This is a genomic window from Neisseria sp. HMSC15G01, assembly GCF_001808255.1.
Taxonomy (GTDB): Bacteria; Pseudomonadota; Gammaproteobacteria; order Burkholderiales; family Neisseriaceae; genus Neisseria; species Neisseria subflava_A.
Genome location: NZ_KV792686.1, coordinates 198,995 through 214,621, shown reverse-complemented (window position 1 = coordinate 214,621; position 15,627 = coordinate 198,995). Strand labels below are relative to the sequence as shown.

17 protein-coding genes and 4 pseudogenes are annotated in these 15,627 nt (G+C 45.7%); 3 read left to right on the top strand and 18 right to left on the bottom strand.

All coding sequences use genetic code 11. The features are described 5' to 3' along the window. Nucleotides 1-8: 8 nt before the first annotated feature. From HMPREF3139_RS07420 to HMPREF3139_RS07350, 16 genes and pseudogenes are all read right to left on the bottom strand, one after another. Nucleotides 9-452 carry a peroxiredoxin gene (locus HMPREF3139_RS07420; RefSeq protein ID WP_049335498.1) on the bottom strand — a complete coding sequence of 148 codons (444 nt, stop codon included), beginning with the start codon at nt 450-452 and terminating at the stop codon, nt 9-11. Nucleotides 453-488: 36 nt separating this feature from the next. After that, nucleotides 489-1,125 (bottom strand): annotated as a pseudogene (locus HMPREF3139_RS07415) (deoxynucleoside kinase). 97 nt (nt 1,126-1,222) lie between these two features. Beyond that, nucleotides 1,223-1,711, bottom strand: coding sequence for a 2-amino-4-hydroxy-6-hydroxymethyldihydropteridine diphosphokinase (gene folK, locus HMPREF3139_RS07410; RefSeq protein ID WP_070461419.1), 489 nt, complete (start codon nt 1,709-1,711; stop codon nt 1,223-1,225). 15 nt (nt 1,712-1,726) lie between these two features. Beyond that, on the bottom strand, nt 1,727-2,101 hold the full coding sequence (locus tag HMPREF3139_RS07405) for a SirB2 family protein (RefSeq protein ID WP_003681989.1): 375 nt from the start codon (nt 2,099-2,101) through the stop codon (nt 1,727-1,729). A gap of 55 nt (nt 2,102-2,156) precedes the next feature. After that, on the bottom strand, nt 2,157-2,726 hold the full coding sequence (locus HMPREF3139_RS07400; protein WP_070461418.1) for a tRNA 5-(aminomethyl)-2-thiouridylate-methyltransferase MnmM: 570 nt from the start codon (nt 2,724-2,726) through the stop codon (nt 2,157-2,159). Between the two features lie 78 nt (nt 2,727-2,804). Continuing rightward, the gene (gene hfq / locus HMPREF3139_RS07395) at nt 2,805-3,101 is read right to left on the bottom strand and encodes an RNA chaperone Hfq (protein WP_036493792.1); all 297 of its coding nucleotides are present in this window, start codon (nt 3,099-3,101) and stop codon (nt 2,805-2,807) included. Between the two features lie 297 nt (nt 3,102-3,398). Further along, nucleotides 3,399-4,856: a ribosome biogenesis GTPase Der gene (gene der, locus HMPREF3139_RS07390; RefSeq protein ID WP_070461417.1), complete on the bottom strand. Its 1,458-nt coding sequence runs from the start codon at nt 4,854-4,856 to the stop codon at nt 3,399-3,401. 141 nt (nt 4,857-4,997) lie between these two features. After that, nucleotides 4,998-5,627 (bottom strand): YfgM family protein, encoded by a 630-nt coding sequence (locus HMPREF3139_RS07385; RefSeq protein WP_070461416.1) that lies wholly within the window; start codon nt 5,625-5,627, stop codon nt 4,998-5,000. Beyond that, the gene (hisS, locus tag HMPREF3139_RS07380; RefSeq protein ID WP_070461514.1) at nt 5,628-6,923 is read right to left on the bottom strand and encodes a histidine--tRNA ligase; all 1,296 of its coding nucleotides are present in this window, start codon (nt 6,921-6,923) and stop codon (nt 5,628-5,630) included. Between the two features lie 117 nt (nt 6,924-7,040). Then, nucleotides 7,041-7,697: a C39 family peptidase gene (locus tag HMPREF3139_RS07375; protein WP_070461513.1), complete on the bottom strand. Its 657-nt coding sequence runs from the start codon at nt 7,695-7,697 to the stop codon at nt 7,041-7,043. 138 nt (nt 7,698-7,835) lie between these two features. After that, nucleotides 7,836-8,104 (bottom strand): annotated as a pseudogene (locus HMPREF3139_RS11265) (hypothetical protein). A gap of 580 nt (nt 8,105-8,684) precedes the next feature. Continuing rightward, nucleotides 8,685-8,963, bottom strand: a complete 279-nt coding sequence (locus tag HMPREF3139_RS07370) for a hypothetical protein (RefSeq protein ID WP_070461415.1) — start codon at nt 8,961-8,963, stop codon at nt 8,685-8,687. A gap of 113 nt (nt 8,964-9,076) precedes the next feature. Beyond that, nucleotides 9,077-9,304, bottom strand: a complete 228-nt coding sequence (locus HMPREF3139_RS07365; protein ID WP_070461414.1) for a hypothetical protein — start codon at nt 9,302-9,304, stop codon at nt 9,077-9,079. A 293-nt stretch (nt 9,305-9,597) separates the two neighbouring features. Continuing rightward, entirely contained in the window at nt 9,598-9,885 is a 288-nt protein-coding gene (locus tag HMPREF3139_RS07360) for a hypothetical protein (RefSeq protein ID WP_070461413.1), read from the bottom strand. A 291-nt stretch (nt 9,886-10,176) separates the two neighbouring features. Further along, a pseudogene (locus tag HMPREF3139_RS07355) lies at nt 10,177-10,395 on the bottom strand (hypothetical protein); the annotation flags it as partial. A gap of 15 nt (nt 10,396-10,410) precedes the next feature. Next, nucleotides 10,411-10,719 (bottom strand): annotated as a pseudogene (locus HMPREF3139_RS07350) (meta-pathway of phenol degradation family protein); the annotation flags it as partial. A gap of 195 nt (nt 10,720-10,914) precedes the next feature. Here HMPREF3139_RS07350 and HMPREF3139_RS11260 point away from each other — a divergent pair. Next, nucleotides 10,915-11,169 (top strand): hypothetical protein, encoded by a 255-nt coding sequence (locus tag HMPREF3139_RS11260; protein WP_283127014.1) that lies wholly within the window; start codon nt 10,915-10,917, stop codon nt 11,167-11,169. A gap of 55 nt (nt 11,170-11,224) precedes the next feature. Here HMPREF3139_RS11260 and HMPREF3139_RS07340 read toward each other — a convergent pair whose 3' ends face one another. Further along, on the bottom strand, nt 11,225-11,527 hold the full coding sequence (locus HMPREF3139_RS07340) for a hypothetical protein (RefSeq protein ID WP_070461411.1): 303 nt from the start codon (nt 11,525-11,527) through the stop codon (nt 11,225-11,227). A 211-nt stretch (nt 11,528-11,738) separates the two neighbouring features. On the opposite strand from HMPREF3139_RS07340, the gene HMPREF3139_RS07335 reads away from it, so the two are divergent. Continuing rightward, nucleotides 11,739-12,662 carry an RluA family pseudouridine synthase gene (locus HMPREF3139_RS07335; protein ID WP_070461410.1) on the top strand — a complete coding sequence of 308 codons (924 nt, stop codon included), beginning with the start codon at nt 11,739-11,741 and terminating at the stop codon, nt 12,660-12,662. 69 nt (nt 12,663-12,731) lie between these two features. Here HMPREF3139_RS07335 and adhP read toward each other — a convergent pair whose 3' ends face one another. Further along, nucleotides 12,732-13,775: an alcohol dehydrogenase AdhP gene (adhP, locus tag HMPREF3139_RS07330; protein ID WP_083290061.1), complete on the bottom strand. Its 1,044-nt coding sequence runs from the start codon at nt 13,773-13,775 to the stop codon at nt 12,732-12,734. Between the two features lie 340 nt (nt 13,776-14,115). Here adhP and HMPREF3139_RS07325 point away from each other — a divergent pair, with 340 nt between their 5' ends. Continuing rightward, the gene (locus HMPREF3139_RS07325) at nt 14,116-15,597 is read left to right on the top strand and encodes an aldehyde dehydrogenase family protein (protein ID WP_070461409.1); all 1,482 of its coding nucleotides are present in this window, start codon (nt 14,116-14,118) and stop codon (nt 15,595-15,597) included. Nucleotides 15,598-15,627: the final 30 nt, after the last annotated feature.

The following is a 15,627-nucleotide window of genomic DNA, read 5'->3' as shown; positions in this document are numbered from 1 at the left end:
AAGCCCTATCAAGAGACTTGAGAAATTGTATCCAACACTTCCTGCGCGTGTCCGGCCACTTTGACTTTGCGCCATTCATGAGCGATTTCGCCGTTTTCGTCCAGCACAAAGGTGCTGCGCTCGATGCCGAGGGATTCTTTGCCGTAAAGCTTTTTCAGCTTGATCACGTCAAACAGCTTGCAGACGGTTTCTTCTTTGTCGCTCAACAATTCAAACTGGAAGCCTTGTTTAGTGCAGAAATTCTGATGCGATTTGACACCGTCGCGCGAAATGCCGACAACGGTATAGCCCAATGCTTTGAATTGCTCCAATCGGGCATTGAAATCCAAGCCTTCGGTGGTACAGCCGGGAGTACTGTCTTTAGGATAAAAATAGACAACCAACGGCAAATGTTCGGCGGAGTTAAAATCGCTGCCGGAAGAAGATGGGAGTGTGAATTGATATTTTGACATATTATTCCTTTCAGACGGCCTAAACCTAGCCTTCGTTTATTTTTCGCTTAAATTCAAATAACTGCGCGTACCTTGAAAATCTTCCAATGCGCGCAACAAAAGCTGGAAGTGGTCGTCATTGCCGGCCAAATCCAACTCATCAGCATTGACGGTCAGCAAAGGCGCGCTTTGATACAAATGGAAGAAATGACTGTATTCGTCATGCACCCGTCCCAAATAGCCTTCAGGGAAACAAGCTGATAATGCCTTCGTGACGTTTTTGCAGGCGTTTGCGGTTGTTTTCGACGGCGGTTTGCAGATAAATCACCACATCGGGTTCCGCGTATTGCGGCAAAATACGTTGCTTCATATCGGCAAAAAGCTGCTGCTCGTCATTATTCAAAACGATAGGCGTAAAAATACGGTCTTTTTCCAATAAAAAGTCAGCCACAACCATTCCGCCTTGCGCACATTGGTCTTCAATAATATTCACGCTTTCAGCGCGGCGCGTCAGGAAGAAAAGCTCGGCAGCCAAACCATTATTGGAAACATTACTGTAAAACTTCATAAGAAACGGATTATGATCCGGATTCTCCGACAACAGCAACGCGCTGAAATGCTCTGCCAAGCGGCGGCTCAAAGCGGTCTTGCCGCTACCGATGGCGCCTTCGACAACAATATAACGAGGATTCATAGTAACTCTTTGTAATGTGTTTCCCAACAATATTTTATAGCAAAAAAGGCGTGTCCAACACGCCCTTTCTTGTTTTAGTCCGTTTTTCAGACGGCCCTTATTCTTTCAACAGGAGAATACCCTGCCCGCCCAAAGCCTGAGCCAAATCAGCCGCACGGCCATACTCGCCCAACTCGAAATCCGGAAGGATTTCGGCCAAAGGCAACATAACGAAACTGCGCTCATGCGCGCGCGGATGCGGCAAGGTCAGATGCGGGTCATCGCTGCGGATACCGTCAAAATCAATAATATCCAAATCCAAAGTGCGCGGCGCATTACGGAAGGTACGTTCGCGCCCAAATTCGGCCTCGATGCGGTTTAACTCTGCCAACAACGCTACGCCGTCCAATGAAGTTCTCACCGCACAAACGGCGTTCACAAAATCGGGCTGATCATCATAGCCAACCGGCGCAGTCAGATACAGGGAAGAAGCCTTTTCGAGCCGAATATGTGGATGCGCGGCCAATTCAGCCAAAGCGGCGCGAACCTGTTCGGCAGGATTGGCGAGATTGCTACCCAAAGCGATAACGGCAAAATGCGGATACATTTCAGACGGCCTCTTTTAAAACGGCAGCGTTTTGGTTTTGGCAAGGAAAACAATCGTGGCAACACACGACATGGCTAAAACATAGACGATATAGAATTTTGGCGAACGCGGACGCGAACGCATCATAATCATGCCCAACACAATATAAACCAGCAACAGCAGGATTTTCATGCCGAGCCACGGCGCATTGAACGGCGAAAAATGGGTAATCTTCATCAGCCACAAGCCGGTAAACAGCAACATGGTGTCGTTCAAATGTGGCATGGCTTTCCAAATGCCAGCCAACGGCTTCTCAGGATGACGCCAGAGCAGGAAAAAACGGATGTTGAACAACAGGATGGTAATGGCAACGAAAATCTGATGGCTGTATTTTACAAACAGATATTGCATGGCAGTTTCTTATGTTGAGGGTTGAAAAACAAAGCAGCTATTTTACCGCAAACATCTATTTCTGACGCAACTTTTCAATCGCCAGCAGATAGGGAGGCGCATTGCGGCGGTTGACAAAGCCATAGCGTAACACGGCAAATGCTTCCTGCGGCAAAGTTTCCGCCCATTGCACAATCGCTTCAGCCTCTATTCGGCCGGCTTCATGTCCCGGATACAATACCGCTACGGCCAGCCCGCCCTCTTTCAGCAAACCCAAAGTATCCGTCAGCGCACGGATGCTGCTTGTCGCCTCAGTCGTACAGCTTTTATCGCCCCCCGGCAGCCAACCGAAATTAAATACTGCGGCATCTAAAGACTCGTCGATATAAGATAAAACGTTTTCATGACCGTCATGTATCAGGGCTACCCAACCATCTACGCCATTTTCTTTCAGACGGCCTTGAGTCTGCTCCAGTGCTTTGGATTGCACATCAAACGCCCACACCCTACCCGTCTCTCCAACCGACTGCGCCAACAGCAAAGTATCATGCCCGTTTCCGGCCGTCGCATCCAAAGCGCGGCCGCCTGCTTTTAAGGCTTGTCGTAACAAGGAGTGGGCAAAGGGAAGAATGTTCTCAAGCAGCATGATAAAGGTCGTCTGAAAATAAAAATACCCTACCGCAAAAGCGGTAAGGTATTGAAAAACAGGAATGCGTTACATCATTTATTCGGCAGGTTGTTGCACTGTCTCAACTTGAACCGGAGCAGCTGCGGCAGCGGCTTGGGGTTGTTTGTTTTCGTGTTGCAGGCTGACTGCGCGTGCAGGAACGATTGTTGAGATAGCGTGTTTGTAAACCATTTGAGTGACGGAAGTATTACGCAGCAGAACAACGTACTGGTCGAATGATTCCACTTGGCCTTGCAGCTTGATGCCGTTTACCAAGTAGATTGAAACCGGAACGTGCTCTTTACGCAACGCATTCAAAAAAGGATCTTGTAACATTTGTCCTTTAGCTGTCATATTCTTGAGCTCCATTATTATGATTGTAAAGACGCCAAAATCGGCGTTTGATGGGATTGTAGCCCCGAATAGGATAAATTACCAACTATTTTTTTCTATCACACCGTTTAGGAATCCAGCAATAAGGGAACTTCACGTCAAACCGACTGTTTCATTTCCATATTCACAACAATCCCCAATTCAAATTTGATGTTTTTTTAAATTCGACAAACCCTATCAAAAATATGCCATGAAGCTCTAACAATCTGTTTTTCATTATAAAAAGGCCGTCTGAAATTGTTCAGACGGCCTTTGTGTTTATTTGCTGAATTGTTTTTTCACGCTGACTTTGGTTTTCTTCTTGAAGCGGTTTTTCTCTTCCTTGCGGCCTTCGCGTTTCTCAATACGGTTGCTCAAGCTGACACGGCGCAGCGGTTTTTTCTTCGGTTTGTCTTCCGCATTTTCATACGGGTTTTCCGAAACATTGTATTGAATTCTGAGCGGCGTACCTTGCAGATTGAAGGCTTTGCGGAACGTTTGGGTCAAATAGCGTGTGTAGCTGTCGGAAATGGCGTGCAGCGAATTGCCGTGTACCACAATTACCGGCGGATTCATGCCGCCTTGGTGGGCATAGCGCATTTTCGGACGCACCAAGCCAGCACGCGGCGGCTGTTGACGCTCGATCGCGCTTTGCAATACGCGCGTGATTTTCGGCGTCGGCATCTTAATCATCGCCGCATTGTAGGCAGCCTGAATACTTTCAAACAAACCGTCTATACCGCGCTCTTTCAACGCAGAAATAAAGTGGAACTTAGCAAAATCAAGGAAATACAGTTTGCGGTTGATATCGCGTTTCACTTGCTCGCGGCGCTCTTCGCTGATGCCGTCCCATTTATTGACCGCCACCACCAAGGCACGGCCTGCTTCCAAAGCGAAACCTGCAATCGTCGCATCTTGGTCGGCGATATCTTGTTGCGCGTCCAATACCAAAACAGCAACATTTGCCGCTTCAACCGCCTGCATGGCTTTGATAACGGAGAATTTTTCCACCGCTTCATCCACTTTGCCGCGACGGCGCACACCTGCGGTATCGATGATGGTAAACGGTTTGCCTTCACGTTCAAAATCGATATGGATACTGTCGCGTGTTGTGCCTGCCATATCGAAGGCAATCACGCGCTCTTCGCCGAGAATAGCGTTTACCAAGGTCGATTTACCGACATTTGGACGGCCGATTACAGCAAAAACAGGATGTTTCGCTTCTTCCTCTTCCTTTTCAGGCTCGGGGAAGGTTTCCAAAATATCTTCAATCAGATAATACACACCATCGCCATGCGCACCTGAAATAACATAAGGGTCGCCCAAAGCAAGTTCGTAGAACTCGGAGGCAAGTACGGCCCTATTGCCGCCCTCGCCTTTATTCACGGCCAAATAAACAGGACGCGGGCTTTGGCGCAAACGGTCGGCAATGATTTTGTCTTGCGGCGTCAAACCGGTGCGGCCGTCCACCAAAAACACCACTGCATCGGCTTCATCGACAGCCTGCAAGGTTTGTTTTGCCATTTCGTGCAAAATGCCACTGTCCACAACCGGCTCAAAGCCGCCGGTATCGATGACCAAATAAGGTTTGCTGCCGACTTTGCCATGACCGTAATGTCGGTCACGCGTCAGGCCGGGCAGGTCATGCACGAGCGCGTCTTTGGTGCGCGTCAAACGGTTGAATAAAGTAGATTTGCCGACATTGGGGCGGCCGACAAGCGCGATGGTTGGTTTCATGATTGAGTCTTTCTGTGTCAAGTGCCGCCTAAAAACGGGAGCGGAACACAAGCAGGTGTTTTAAAAACACGGTTGATAAGGATAAGTGTAGGCCGTCTGAAAAGTCATTGCAACTTCAGACGGCCTTGATTTCAAACAAACTTATTTCAAGCTGTCGATTTTCATTTGTAGCAATTCGCGGCCTACTGCGGTTTGCGGCATTTTGCTCAAAGCAGCTTCGTAACTTTGTACGGCTTCTTTGGTTTTATTTTGGGCAACGTAAACATCGCCTTTAGTTTCCAGCATCAAAGGCTCGAAATCAGCCTCAACCTGAGTATTCAGGGCATTGATGGCGGCATCGTATTTTTTTTGCTGCAACAGGACAACGCCCAAACGCTGGGCTGCCAAAGCTTGAACCAGCGGTGCATTTTGGTTTTTCAGCACCCAATTCAAATGACCTTCCGCCACATCATAACGGCCGGCATCAAACTCGGTTGCTGCTACCATCAAAGTAGCTTGGGCTGTCGAAATGGAATCAGGATAGTTTTTTTGCAATTCGGCCAAATCGGCGTTGATGGCTTTTTGGTCGGTTTTTTGCTGCGCCTTTTCCACCATTTGCGCCAATACGGCGGCGGCTTCCTGATCTTTTGAAGCTTTTTGGCCTTGGTAAATGGTGTAACCCAAATACCCCAAAGCCGCCACAATCAGCAAGGCAAAGATCCAACGGCCGGTTTTTTTCCAAAAATATTTAAAGTTGTCTAACTCTTGTTGTTCTTCCAAATGGGCTGCCATTTATGCGTTCTTCCATTGTTGTAAAGTGTCTGTCAAATCAGCGGCGGCAACGGTTTGTTGTTCGCGTTTGCCCTGCATATCTTTCAGGGTAACCGTACCGTTTACCAGCTCATCCTGAGCTACAATCAGGGCAAAGCGTGCGCCACTGTTGTCTGCTTTTTTCATTTGCGCCTTCAGGCTTTGATAGCCGGAATGCTGCATTACATTGAAACCTTGAGCGCGCAAGGCTTGCGCGTATTTCATCACCTGCAAGTCCGCACCTTCGCCTTGGTGCATTGCATAGACATCAGGCGCGGCGTTCACTTCCAGAGAGCCGTATTCGCTCACCAAAAGCAGCAGGCGCTCAATACCCATCGCAAAGCCGATAGACGGCGCAGGTTTACCGCCAAGCTCTTCAATCAAACCGTCGTAACGGCCACCACCGCACACAGTCGCCTGCGCGCCGAGTTTGTCGGTCGTCCACTCAAAAACCGTCTGATTATAATAATCCAAACCGCGGACCAAGCGCGGATTTTCAATATATTGAATACCCAAACCATCCAACATCGCCTTGAAGCGTGCATAGTGGTTTTGCGAAGCCTCGCCCAAGTAATCTACCAGACGCGGCGCCGCGTTGCAGATTTCCTGCAAATCAGGGTTTTTCGTATCCAAAACGCGTAAAGGATTGGTTTTCAGACGGCGTTTGCTGTCTTCGTCCAGTTGCGCTTCATAGCGGGTCAAATATTCAACCAATGCAGCACGGTGTGCCGCACGTTCCTCACGGTTGCCCAAGCTGTTGATTTCCAAAGTCAGGTATTCGCGAATACCCAATTTTTCCCATAAGTCGGCAGACATCGCGATGATTTCCGCATCAATATCCGGCCCTTCAAAACCCAAAGCCTCGATACCGACTTGATGGAACTGACGATAACGGCCTTTTTGCGGACGCTCGCGACGGAACATCGGCCCCATATACCACAGCTTTTGCGGGCTGTTGTAGAGAAGGTTGTGTTCGACCACCGCACGCAAACAAGAAGCCGTACCTTCAGGACGCAAGCTCAAACTCAAAGAATCGTTTGAATCGGAGAAGGTGTACATTTCCTTGCCGACCACATCGGTTTCCTCGCCGATGGAGCGGACAAACAAACCGGTTTGCTCGACAATCGGCGTACGGATTTGCTGATAGCCGTAAGCGCGTGTCCAACGGCCGACCGTATCTTCAAACGCCTGCCAAAACGCAGCCGTCAGTTTGAAATCTTTTTGTTCGACAGGTAAAAGGTCGTTCATACCTTTTACAGATTGAATTTTTTGTGCCATTTCAATATGGGATAAGCGAAAATCAAATAGTTGGGCATTATAGCTGATTTTTAAGGGTTTGTGAGGTTGGGAACAAATCAAAAGGCCGTCTGAAAAAGTTTTCAGACGGCCTTTGACTCACTCTACACGCCGTAGCCTGATTTGTTTGACTGCAAATTCCGTCTGCCGCTTGGGATGATGTGTAAAAAACAATTTATTTGAAATCGTCTCCGCTTTTTTCGGTACAACAGCCAAAATCTTACCTGCCAAATTTCCCTCACGAGTTTTCCAAGCATCCAAAAACTGCGCCCTGCTCATGGAAACATGACCCAGCGACGGGTCGGCAAGCAAAACCGTATTGCCGTCTATACCGCGCAATACCGAAAAATGATCGTCCTTGCGGTATTTCAAATACACGATGACGGGGATTTTCAACTTCGCGAGCTGCTCGAAAGACAGGGCATAGCCTTTCGCCTCAAAACCCAAATCGGGCATGATGCGCTGCATATCCTCAAACGACGCGCGCATTTGCTCCTTATCCAGTTTTTTCAACACTTCTTCCTCCGTCAGCTTTTGCCCGTAAAAATTGTTCAAAAGCGTCGCCACCGAAGCCGCCCCGCAGGAAAAATCCAAATCCTGTTTTACAATATTGAAATCGCGCCTCTCTTTCCAACTTTGCACTTTGATTTTTCCGTAAACAACAGGATTATCGTTAAACATAGGTGCAGCATTCAGAAGACCGGATAAAGAAACGGCAATCGGCACTGACAGACAAATACGTTTTAATATCATCATACCTTCTAAAGATATATGTAAGAGGTCGTCTGAAAAAGCTTTCAGACGACCTCTTACATAATTATTCTTAATAGTATAAATAGTAAGGGATATAACAGGTATTAGGGGCAAACCATGTTGCACCATGACCTACTGCCCTTACCGCTTCTTAGACAGTCTTTTTACGAATACCATCATCAGGATTGTCCAAAAAAAATATTTGATAAATATATTGCAAGATATTTTATTCCAATTTCATCCGAAACAGAAACTAATATATTTTTAATTAATACATAGCCGATTATTACATTTATTATTCCTATAATATATAAGGATATTCCCAAAATTTTTTTTGATTTTATTTTAGGCATATCTTTTATCCATACTAAAATACAGCCCAATGTCGAAAAGAAAATAACAGGAAACACTACCTTACCTCCTCTTACTTCCAACCAAACCGATAGCAGGCTTGGTTGGAAATTGGTTTATTTATTTATAAACATTATTTCCATATCTTCCGATATAAAAAAAATACTTATCAAACTTCTCAAAATTAAGTTCTATTTTTTCTATATTATTCAAATCAGTATTATCTCCTATGATACGGAGAACTACATTTCCTAACAGGCAAAGATTATGAACTACATGAACCAGTTCGGTGGAAGGTGTATATACACCTTGCAACTTAATATTATTTTTTTGTGCATTTTTTACCTGTAAATTAAATTTTTTGGAATTTTCTTCGTAGGAAAGAATCGTCCCTTCCGGAAAAATGACTGTCCTGCACAGTAATTTGTCCGCATTATTATAATGCAGCGTATTTTTTGAAAAAAATAATTTATTATTTGGAAATTTTCTTATAATTTCAGAGCTTGACCAACGGCTATTTTTTTAAAAAAGAAATCTGCTCGTTATTAGTACTATCAATTTCAACTTCAATTATCATCACCACCCCTCATAAAATACACAATATGATTGGGCAATTATTGCCCAAGCCCGCAACAAATTCTAATTATTTTGGAGTCTTAGCCAATTGGCGTCCATAAAAAATATGAGCCCTCGAACTACTGGGGTAGCATATCTTGCAGCAACAAAAGTACCTATCCTAGTTAAATACCCAAGTGCCACCAACGGCGCCATGGCCCCTTCAGCCTCCTTCATCTCCTTCTGAGAAAGCTCCGCCAACTGCATAGGCGTATCTGCCTGCGTGTGGAACACTTGGCTTTCAAATGTCTGATTGTCGAAGCTGTTTGCCATTGCGGGAGCAATCATCGTCAGAATCATCATGGCTGCGGTGATTTGTTTTTTTCATAACAAATTCTTGGGGAGGAGATAATGTTCCATCAAAATCCTCCTAAAAGGCTGCCTGAAATTTCCAAGCAGCCTTTTTTGTTTGCTTATTAATCGGATAGTGCGACAAATATAAAGTAGGCGGCAATAATTGCCGTAACGGCAGCCATAACTGTTTTATTTTCTTTATCAAACCAAAGCGAGTTTAGAAACATGGCCATCAAGAAATATGATGGTTTTTCAGTTTTTCCGCTGCTTTCTTGAATTAGAAGATAAAATATAAATATGGCAGTTATACTGATTGCTGTTTTTATTAAAATATATTTATTTTTCATCATCTTGTATGATTTTCAATGCAAGTCTCAACAATAAAATTCGAAATAAAATAGAGAGATGTTGATATATCAGATAAATACACAAAACAATCAAGAAAACTATTGGCGGCATGTATAATCTTGAATTTCGTTTTTTGATGAAATTAAAATAATGAAATATATACTTACCATTATAATGGAAGTTTTAGCCTCCTGATTGCAGTATTTCAAATCCAAGATAAATATTAAAAAATTATTAAAATTAAATGATTAAATTGTTTTAATAGCCATATCGATTAGCTTATTATTCAAATATCTTATTTAATTTTATTTATTATTTCCCCAACTTTTTCGGCAATAAATAACAAAAAATAGCATAATAAGATAACAGAACAGGAAAATAAAAATAAATCTTTCATTATCTTAGTAATAAAATTCCAAAGATTTTCCTTATTTCCATCAATAATAAAAATTATCAGGTCATGAATAAAGAATACTGCAAAGAAAATACTTCCTGCCGTTAGAGATATTTTTAATCTGCTTATTTTCCCTTCGCTATATTTACCTGATAAATAGCCTAAAAAAGCTGCAATCAAATCATCCATTTTAAAAATTTCTGTAAAAACAGGTAATGTCTTTAATTCATTACCTGCTTGTTATGATTTATCTACGCCATACGCGATTTGCACCATTGTTGGCAAGTGTGCTATTTACTCTCCATATGTTTGCTCCTGCATTTGTCAGGCTGGGAATAAATTTGACTCCTCCACTGGCAATTGCCCCCGCAGTACCAAATGATGCGTCAATGACAGCACCTGTTGCTACGTTATCTGCAAATTTGGCATTGTCCCATTTGTAATGACCTTGATAGACGCCCCATGCATATAGCCGGCACCTCCCCATATGCCTCCTACGATACCACCGGCTACCCAAGGAGCAACAGCCCCCTCAGTGTCTTTCATTTCCTGCGGCGATAGTTCCGCCAACTACATCGGCGCATCTGCCTGCGTGTGGAACACTTGGTTTTCAAATACCTGATTTTCCATGCTGTTTGCCATCGCCGGAGCGGCAATCATCGTTAGAATCATCATGGCTGCGGTAATTTGTTTTCTCATAACAACTCCTTTGGATTACAACGTTGGAAAATCAAAAACTGCTGAAAATGTATGCTGTACGCCCAATTTCAGTTCGGAACTGGTTTGCCCTGAAACGTTGAAACGTGCGGATGCGTTTAAAGCCGTGGTTTTGGTGAAACCGAAACCTGCACCGAGATGGGCGTAGATGGATGTATTTCCGGAGCATTCCCGTTCGCCGTCCAGTCGGTCGGGCTTCCTGCCCAGCCATTGGATGTCGCCCGTGAGGCTGATCCTGTAGTTGGCGGCAAATGAGATGTTGAAGTTGAGCAGCCAATAGTTGCCCGATATGAAAAAGCTGCCCTCCCTTTTTCTCTCAAGCGATGGCTGCAAATAACGCCACAAACAATCAAACGAAAATAGATTTAGTCAAAAAGGTTTATCTGTCTAAAGTGGACTTACAATCGTGTTACTACGCCTGAACTACAAAAAATCATCCGACAATTCAATAAATTCGACACAAATATCCGTAAGCAACCCGATATGGAGATGGGATGTGACATGCCGATACATTACTACTTGGGCTTTGGCCAGGATCATCCTGATAACTTCCATAAAACCTTGCAAGTCAAGCTCACTTCTCCCCATACCGTCCGGGCAACATTTAAACAATTTGACGGCCATAGGGTCGGTGCAGATTTCATGTTGAAATGTACGGAAAACCGTTGTTTGATAGATGATTTTAAGATGATTGGCGATCAAACCAGTATCAAAACCGATTACAAACTCGTTTTGCGCAAACAAAAATGTGAGTGAGCCGACAAAATAAAAGGGCTACCCAAACAAATGGAGCAGCCCTTTGATTTTGAAATCAAGGTCGTGAAGGGTGCGGATTTAAGCGTACAGGCGGCAAATTAGGTTTTCCGTATTGAGAAACAGCTTGTCTGACTGAAGCAGCTTTTCCTGACTGCATGACGCCGCTATCGTTGCGTATTGGATGTGCTGCATACTCGTCTTGATTTAATTGTGAAACTTCTTCATTGACTTCATGCTCTACCACAAGTTCATACTCATTATCGTATGCCTTATTCTTACCAAGCCGAACTTCCCCTCCCGCCATAGCGGATACGGAAAACGCGGATAACATAATGATTATGCTGATTTCTTTCTGCATGATATTCTCCTTTTCTCAAAAATTGCTTCTTTATCATTTCTTTAATTCATGCCATAAAAGCAAGTTCAAACAAAACCAGTTTATCTGATTCCATTTATAGAGGCTATTTAAACACAAAACTTGCATCAATACATATCTATTATTAGAAGTTTATTTTCCATATAAACAAGGCCGTCTGAAAAAATCCTAAAAACCGAGTACAATCCGCTGCATGAAAAAACGTACCAACCCCCTACCCCTTTTAGACGGTGTCAAACCCAGCTATTTGGTTTTGCCGCATGAAAAGCAGTTTTACGGCTTGCCGCTGCTGCATTTTCTATGCGCTCATTTTCCCTTTGTCGGCGAAGAAAACTGGCGGCGGCGGCTGAACAGCGGTTTTGTGGTGGGCGCGGATGGCGTGCCGTTTGATGAGAATACCTTGTTCGAACCCGGCAAGACGATGTTTTATTACCGTGAAACCAGCCGTGAGAGCGAGCCGCGTATTCCGTTTGAAGAAAAGATTTTGCATATTGATGAGCATTTGATTGTAGTGGACAAACCGCATTTTCTGCCTGTCATCCCTAGCGGCAGGTTTTTGCGGGAAACCCTGCTTACACGCCTGCGTCTGCGGCCGGAATTACAGCATTTGAATGTTGAAGACATTACGCCGATTCATCGCTTGGACAAAGATACGGCAGGCGTTATGCTGCTTTCGCTCAATCCTGCTACGCGTCGCGATTATCAGACCATGTTCCAAGAAAAAACCGTCCAAAAAACCTATGAAGCGGTGGCGCCGACGCGGACGGATTTGGACTATCCGCTGGATATTTCATCCCGAATGGAACGCGGCGAAAAATTCTTTCTCACGCGGGAAACGGAAGGCGAACCCAATGCTCACACGACCATCGAACTTATCGAAAACCGCGGCGCATTCAGCCTCTACCGCCTCACGCCGCATACCGGAAAGAAACACCAGCTCCGCGTGCATATGATGAGTTTGAACATGCCGCTGATGAACGATGCGCTTTACCCTACCCCCTTGGCGGCCGGCGAGGAAGACTACGACAAACCTTTAAAACTTCTGGCCAAAAGAATAGAGTTCACCGATCCTGTCAGCGGAGAAATCCGCGTATTTGAAAGCGGCTTTACGCTTTAAATTATCCAATCCAATTAAAAAGGCCGTCTGAAATTGTTCAGACGGCCTTTTTGTCACGAAATCATTTGATTAGTGATGAATGCAGCTGCACTCTTTGTTCATATCAATCACCATACGGCCGGTAATTTTACCTTCGCGCATTTCTTGGAAGATGGCAGGCGCTTCATCCAAAGCACGCAACTCGACTTTAGGTACAACCAAGCCTTCTGCGCCGAATTGGAATGCTTCTTCCAAATCTTTGCGGGTACCGACCAGAGAGCCGACCACTTCGATGCCGTCCAAGACCAGACGCGGGATGGACAGGTCCATAGATTCGGGCGGCAGACCAATGGCAACGACGCGGCCGCCTGCACGGACGCAGTCCACAGCAGAGTTGAACGCGGCGGCGGATACGGCGGTAACAACGGCTGCGTGTGCGCCGCCGGTTTTTTCTTGGATCACTTTGGCAGCGTCTTCTTTGGCGGCGTTGATGACTAAATCAGCGCCGCTTTCTTTAGCGAATGCCAGTTTTTCATCGTTGATGTCGATGGCGACAACGTGTGCGCCGAATACTTTTTTCGCGTATTGAACTGCCAAGTTACCCAAACCACCTGCGCCGTAAATCGCAATCCATTGACCCGGACGAACGCCGGAAACTTTAATCGCTTTATAAGTGGTCACACCGGCACAAGTAATGCTCGAAGCTTGCGCAGGGTCAAGACCGTCGGGTACTTTAACGGCGTAGTCCGCATCGACGATACAGTGGGTCGCCATGCCGCCGTCGGCAGTATAGCCTGCGTTCAATACAGAGCGGCACAAGGTTTCGCGGCCGGTATTGCAATATTCGCAAGAACCGCAGCTTTGGAACAGCCATGCGATGCTGACACGGTCGCCGACTTTCAGATTTTTCACACCGTCGGCAACTTCTTTAACCAAACCGATGCCTTCGTGTCCCAACACGCGACCCGGTTTGTCGCCGTAATCGCCTGCCGCAACGTGCAAGTCGGTGTGGCACACGCCGCAACACTCGACTTCCACCAACGCCTCGCCATATTCCAGCGGACGCAGTTCGCGTTCAACAACTTCTACATCACCTGCTACATCTTTATTTACTACCACAGCATGCATTTTCATGAGAGAGTCTCCTAGGGTGTTGAAAAACTGTTTAGCTATGAATGAGAATACTCCCCATATCCGAAGCCGTCAACCCATAATCTTTTTAAAAACAAATAGTTATAATGTTATATCATAACAGGATCTATTTAAGCCGTATAAATCTTTAAATACATTAACAAATGCAATTTCATTTCAATCAAATCCTTTATTTTTCAGACGGCCTGCTACATGAAACAACATTGCAAACGTAAATTTTGAGAACATTCTCATTTTTAGTACTTGAACTTAAAAAGAAAAAAGCATAAGCTGTTTTTATGGCGCAGAAACACGCCTTCCCACTCATTAAGGAGACAGCATTATGGCAAAAGATTTAAATGTGTTTGATAAAGAATATGGTCTTTTAATCAACGGCGAATGGACGAAAGGTAGCGAAGGCAAACTTTTATCCTCTTACAACCCTGCTAATGGCGATGAGTTGGCCAAGTTCACAGACGCAACCGATGCTGATGTCGATGCTGCCGTAGCCGCTGCACAAGAAGCGTTCAAAACATGGCGTAAAACCACGACTACCGAACGCGCGGCCATTTTGAACAAAATCGCCGATGTAATTGACGAAAACGCCGAATTGTTCGCCCTGCAAGAAACCTTGGACAACGGCAAACCGATCCGCGAAACTCGCGCCGCCGACGTACCATTGGCTTCCGACCATTTCCGCTATTTCGCCAGCGTGATCCGCGGCGAAGAAGGCACTGCGACCCAGCTTGACGCCGAAGACCTGTCCATCGTTTTGCGCGAACCGATCGGCGTTGTCGGCCAAATCATTCCTTGGAACTTTCCATTCTTGATGGCCGCATGGAAAATCGCTCCGGCATTGGCCGCAGGTTGTACCATCGTCATCCACCCTTCTTCCAGCACTTCATTGAGCCTGTTGTCCCTCGCTCAAAAAATCAACCACCTGCTGCCTAAAGGCGTGTTGAACGTGATTACCGGCCGCGGTTCCAAATCCGGCGAATACATGCTGCACCACAAAGGCTTCAACAAACTGGCCTTTACCGGCTCAACCGAAGTCGGCCGTCGCGTCGGCATCGCCGCTGCCGAATTACTGATTCCGTCCACTTTGGAGTTGGGCGGCAAATCCGCCAACATCTTCTTCGACGATATGCCTTTCGACAAAGCCCTCGAAGGCGCGCAAAAAGGTATTTTGTTCAACCAAGGCCAAGTTTGCTGCGCCGGTTCTCGTATCTTCGTTCAGGAAGGTATTTACGATAAATTCGTCAATGCCTTGGCGGAAGAGTTCAAAAAAATCAAAGTCGGCCTGCCTTGGGAAGACGACACCCAAATGGGTTCGCAAGTCAATGCCGGTCAACTCGAGACCATTTTGAAATACGTCAAAATCGGCGAACAAGAAGGTTGCCGCATCATTACCGGCGGTAAAAAAATCGAAGGCGAATTGGGCAAAGGCGAATTTGTCGAGCCTACTTTGATTGAGGCCAGCAGCAACGAAGCCCGTGTTGCCCAAGAAGAAATCTTCGGCCCTGTTGCCACCGTGATTAAATTCAAAACCGAAGAAGAAGTCATCAAAATGGCCAACAACAGCGAATACGGCTTGGGCGGCGCAGTTTGGAGTACCGACATCAACCGCTGCCTGCGCGTTTCCAATGCATTGGAAACCGGCCGCGTTTGGGTAAACTGCTACAACCGCCTGCCTGCCGGTGCACCGTTTGGCGGCTACAAAACTTCAGGTATCGGCCGCGAAACCCACAAAATGATGCTCGCCGCCTACACCCAAGTGAAAAACATCTACATCAGCACCCGTGAAGAACGCGAAGGCTTCTATTAATCCGCCGTTCCACATTAATCTGATTTAGAA

Excerpts from the sequence above, each read along its gene's own strand:
- HMPREF3139_RS07420 (WP_049335498.1), bottom strand. The coding sequence starts at position 452 with ATGTCAAAATATCAATTCACACTCCCATCTTCTTCCGGCAGCGATTTT.
- folK (WP_070461419.1), bottom strand. The coding sequence starts at position 1,711 with ATGTATCCGCATTTTGCCGTTATCGCTTTGGGTAGCAATCTCGCCAAT.
- HMPREF3139_RS07405 (WP_003681989.1), bottom strand. The coding sequence starts at position 2,101 with ATGCAATATCTGTTTGTAAAATACAGCCATCAGATTTTCGTTGCCATT.
- HMPREF3139_RS07400 (WP_070461418.1), bottom strand. The coding sequence starts at position 2,726 with ATGCTGCTTGAGAACATTCTTCCCTTTGCCCACTCCTTGTTACGACAA.
- hfq (WP_036493792.1), bottom strand. The coding sequence starts at position 3,101 with ATGACAGCTAAAGGACAAATGTTACAAGATCCTTTTTTGAATGCGTTG.
- der (WP_070461417.1), bottom strand. The coding sequence starts at position 4,856 with ATGAAACCAACCATCGCGCTTGTCGGCCGCCCCAATGTCGGCAAATCT.
- HMPREF3139_RS07385 (WP_070461416.1), bottom strand. The coding sequence starts at position 5,627 with ATGGCAGCCCATTTGGAAGAACAACAAGAGTTAGACAACTTTAAATAT.
- hisS (WP_070461514.1), bottom strand. The coding sequence starts at position 6,923 with ATGGCACAAAAAATTCAATCTGTAAAAGGTATGAACGACCTTTTACCT.
- HMPREF3139_RS07375 (WP_070461513.1), bottom strand. The coding sequence starts at position 7,697 with ATGATGATATTAAAACGTATTTGTCTGTCAGTGCCGATTGCCGTTTCT.
- HMPREF3139_RS07370 (WP_070461415.1), bottom strand. The coding sequence starts at position 8,963 with ATGATGATTCTGACGATGATTGCTCCCGCAATGGCAAACAGCTTCGAC.
- HMPREF3139_RS07365 (WP_070461414.1), bottom strand. The coding sequence starts at position 9,304 with ATGATGAAAAATAAATATATTTTAATAAAAACAGCAATCAGTATAACT.
- HMPREF3139_RS07360 (WP_070461413.1), bottom strand. The coding sequence starts at position 9,885 with ATGGATGATTTGATTGCAGCTTTTTTAGGCTATTTATCAGGTAAATAT.
- HMPREF3139_RS11260 (WP_283127014.1), top strand. The coding sequence starts at position 10,915 with ATGCCGATACATTACTACTTGGGCTTTGGCCAGGATCATCCTGATAAC.
- HMPREF3139_RS07340 (WP_070461411.1), bottom strand. The coding sequence starts at position 11,527 with ATGCAGAAAGAAATCAGCATAATCATTATGTTATCCGCGTTTTCCGTA.
- HMPREF3139_RS07335 (WP_070461410.1), top strand. The coding sequence starts at position 11,739 with ATGAAAAAACGTACCAACCCCCTACCCCTTTTAGACGGTGTCAAACCC.
- adhP (WP_083290061.1), bottom strand. The coding sequence starts at position 13,775 with ATGAAAATGCATGCTGTGGTAGTAAATAAAGATGTAGCAGGTGATGTA.
- HMPREF3139_RS07325 (WP_070461409.1), top strand. The coding sequence starts at position 14,116 with ATGGCAAAAGATTTAAATGTGTTTGATAAAGAATATGGTCTTTTAATC.